This window comes from Mycobacterium lehmannii, from assembly GCF_001499925.1.
Lineage (GTDB): Bacteria > Actinomycetota > Actinomycetes > Mycobacteriales > Mycobacteriaceae > Mycobacterium > Mycobacterium lehmannii.
In genome coordinates, this window is record NZ_LQIR01000047.1 from 1 (window position 1) to 4,365 (window position 4,365).

The following is a 4,365-nucleotide window of genomic DNA, read 5'->3' on the forward strand; positions in this document are numbered from 1 at the left end:
CCCGGCACCCCCGGCGGAGCCACCAGCGTCGGGGTCTCAAACCCCTCAAGCACCTGGCGCCAGGCCGCCCGCGCCGCCTGGCGGTCCTGACCGTGCAGCCAGGTCACAAAGTTGCGGTACGACGGGGCCGCCGGCAACCGGTGCCCGTAGTAGCTGGCCAAAATCTCCTGCAACAGGATCGGCATCGACCAGCCATCGATCACGATGTGGTGAAACGTCAACACGAACCGGTGCTGGTTGCCCGCAGTGCGGATCAACGCAGCGCGGAAGGTGGGCCGATCGGCCAGATCACAAACCGCCGCGCGTTCCGACGCGCACAACGCATCCAACTCGGCCTCAGACTTACGGTCATCCCACCGCAGATCCAGATACCGCCACGCCATCACCGGATTAGCCGGCAGGATCTGCACCGGCTCACCGAACTCCTCAGTAAACCGGGCAGCCAGGTTCGGGTGGCGCTGCACCACGTTTTGCACCGCATCACGGAACCGATGCGCATCCAACGCACCAGCCACGGTGATATCGAGCTGCACCGCATACACATCATCACCGGTGCCCCGCGCGATCGCCGAATGAAACAACAACCCCTGCTGCAACGGCGTCAACGGCAACACATCAGCAATATCATGCTCGGCACACAAATCATCGATCTGCTGCTGGCTCAACCGCGCCGGAGCCAAATCCGACGGCGTCAACCCACCGCCGCCGCTACGCACAAGCGCACAAATCCCGGCCAGCGCCTCAAACCACAACCGGCCCAGCCGCGCAACCTTGTCCTCATCCAGCGCTGAGGGCGCCCACGTCCACCCCGCCTGCAACCGCGGACCCTCATCGGTATCCACAGTGCCCGCGTTGAGTTCCACGGTATGCATCAACGGCATCGCCACCGCCGACACCGCATCCGACAACGCAAAACTGTCCTCGCTGAGCTGCCACAAATCCTCACCCAGATCACCCGCACCAGCACCCAGGCGACCCAGATAGTTGAACCCGATCACCGGATCGGGACCCGACAACTCCACATCCGGAGTCAAATAACGCAACAGCCCATAAGTCAGCCCATCAGGCAACCCACGCAACTGCTCCTTGGCCTCTTTGACCACCACACCCAGTTCCGGCGAGCCTGAAAGTACGTTCTGCCAAGGTAACTCAGCAACGGTGAGCGCGACCGGTGACTTGGTGGTGAACCATCCCACCGTGCGGGACAGGTCGATCCCGGTTTCCAGTTCGTCGCGGCGGCCGTGTCCCTCGACGTCGAGTACGACTGACGTGCCACCGGTTTGCAGATATTCGGTGATCGCCAGCCCGAAGGCGATCAACAGAATGTCTTGCACGCCGGCGTGAAACGCCGAGGGCACCTCACCAAGCAGCCGCCGGGTGCTGTCCACATCCAACCGCACCGACATTTGGCCGGCATTGGCGTAGGTGTCGGTATCGGGTTGCACCGCCGGCAACACCGCCGGCGCCGCCTCGACCCGACGCCACGTCTCGGCGTGCGCGACGACCTCGGGCCGCTGAGCATGCTCTTCGAGCAGGGACGCCCAGTGCTGGAACGACGTCCCACCAGGGGGCAACTCAATCGGTTGTCCGCTGTGGTGCTGGGCCCAAGCGATGTTGAGATCCTCGAGCAGGATGCGCCACGACACCCCGTCCACCGCCAGATGGTGCACCATCAACACCAACTGGCTCGACGAGGTCACCCACAACGCCGACAGCATCACCCCAGCACCCGGGTTCAGCCGCCAGCGCGCCCCCACCAACGCCTCATCGGTCAACACGTCGACCACGTGCAGGTAGTCGCGCGCGTTGACCGTGCCGGGTTCGGGCACCGTCAACGACCAACCCTCGACACCGTCCTCGGCGCGCAACCGCAACATCGCATGCCGATCCAACAACGCCTGCAAGACCACTTCGACGTCGACGTCGCTCACCGCCGCAGGCGCCTGCACCACAACCGTCTGATTGAATTCATCTGTCGGACCGGACAACTCGCGCAGCCAGCGCATGATCGGCGTCGCCACCACCGGTCCGATCCCCTCATCGATGACCGCGGCCTCCCCACCGACAACCTTGGTGGCCGCGGCCAACCGCGCCACGGTCTGCTCGACGAAGATGTCACGCGGCCGGCACAACAAACCAGCAGCCCTCGCCCGCCCCGCGACCTGCATCGACAAGATGCTGTCGCCACCAAGATCGAAGAACGAATCATCAACCCCGACCCGCTCCACACCAAGCACCTCGGCATAGATCTGAGCCAAAATCTCTTCGACCGAAGTAGCTGGGGCTCGATATCCAGCACCGCCCCCGAAGTACTCCGGCGCGGGGAGCGCACGCTTGTCGAGTTTGCCGTTGACCGTCAACGGCAGCGCCTCCATAAAGACGATCGCCGCCGGCACCATGTAGGCCGGCAACTGCTGGGCCAATGCTGACCGCACCACCGCCGCATCTCCGTGACCGACCACATAACCGACCAGACGCTTGTCACCCGGGCGGTCCTCACGCGCGATCACCGCGGCATGGTCGACCCCGTCCAGCTTGGCCAACGCAGCCTGGATCTCGCCCAGCTCGATGCGATAGCCGCGGATCTTGACCTGCTCATCAGCACGGCCCAGATAGTTCAGCTGACCATCCTCGCCCCACCGCACCAGATCCCCGGTGCGATACATCCGCACACCCGGGCCTCCAAACGGGCACGCCACAAACCGCGACGCCGTCAAACCCCCACGATTGACATACCCGGCAGCCACCCCCGCACCGGCCACATACAACTCACCAACCACACCCTCAGCCGCTGGGCGCAACCACTGATCGAGCACGAACAACGCCGCCCCCGGCACCGGCGAACCAATCGGGACGACTCCGCGCCCCGGCGTCAAAGGCGTACTGATGGCCACGCACATCGTGGTCTCGGTCGGACCGTAGGCGTTGATCATCACCCGATCCCCGGTCGCCCACCGATCCACCAAGGACGACGGACAGGCCTCCCCGACCACAGCCAGTGCCGTCGACTCCAAACCCTCCGGCGAGAGCATCCCGGCCGCCGAGGGGGTTTGAGTCAGCACGGTGACTCGTTCGCGAACAAGCAGGTCGTGAAAGTCGTCAGGGGAACCGACCACCGCGTCGGGCACCACCACCAGGCGGCCGCCTCGCAGCAACGCACCCCAGATCTCCCACACTGACACGTCGAACACCAACGAATGGCACAGCGGCCAGACGCCCGGGTGGGGCAACCCCGCGTCCAATGACCCCATCAGGCGGGTGACACTCCGATGGGTGACCGCCACTCCCTTCGGGACGCCGGTCGTTCCCGACGTGTAGATGATGTAGGCCAGGTCATCCGGTTCCGGCCCCGCCGGCGTCGTCGCGCTCGACTGCAGTTCGTCGACGGCATCGTGTGCGTCGACAACCGGAAGATCCGAACCCTCGAGGCGCGAGCTCAGGTCGCCCGTGGTGACCGCGACGACGGGCGCCGCATCGCCGAGCATGAACTTGATCCGCTCGTCGGGATGGGCCGGATCGATCGGCAGATACGCCGCCCCCGTCTTCAGCACCGCCAAGATAGCGATGACTGCCTCCGGCGAACGAGAAACCAGGAGTGCCACGGACCGACCCAGCCCCGCGTCATGCTCACTCAGAACGTTGGCCAACCGGTTCGACACCTGATCCAGCTCGCGGTACGTCCACGACTGCTCGCCGCACACCAACGCCACCGCGTCAGGGGCACGCATCACCTGGGTGGCGAACATGTCCGGAATCGAGACGGGGCCGGGCCCACGCTCCGTCAACGCCGAATGATTACCCCAGCCTGCCAGCTGGTCATGCTCGCTGTCGTCAAGCAGATCTAATGAAAGCAGCGTCCGCGTGGGATCTGCGCTCATGAGTTCCCCCTCGTAGCCCCGGCCTCAGATCTATGGCCATCGCCTCCAGCACGCGCTGAAGTGATCCGTGATCAGAGATGAGTGGCCGTCACCGGAAGTCGAGGAGCGCAAGTATCTCAAGGAAAGTCTGCGTGGGGCATTTTCTTCCCGACGGCTTTTGGAGTCGGGTGAGTGTTGCAGGAGACCGGCCATAGGCTTATCGCTCCTCGTCTCGAAGACGAAAGAGCCAAATGTCGTCGAACAAGTGACTCTGGTGCTCACCGAGCTATCTATATGTACACAGCAACATACTGGAGTCCGCGCATTAATTCGGCCCTTTCAGCCCTCTGACCGTGCCGACTTCGCTGGGTTCGCGCTAACCGAGCAAAACAATTCAAAGCTCACGTCCAACCCTTGCCCGCGGCATCGTTTGAACCGCCCTGGTTCTGCCGGAGGCTCGATCTATTGGATTGCGACCAGGGGCTGGTCGCTCCGTTGGGCATCGTAG

1 protein-coding gene is annotated in these 4,365 nt (G+C 64.1%); it reads right to left on the reverse strand.

What is annotated here, in order from left to right:
• Positions 1–3,878: non-ribosomal peptide synthetase (locus AU192_RS20635; RefSeq protein ID WP_120275740.1), on the reverse strand; the 3,878-nt coding region annotated here is incomplete at its 3' end.
• Between the last annotated feature and the right edge of the window lie 487 nt (positions 3,879–4,365).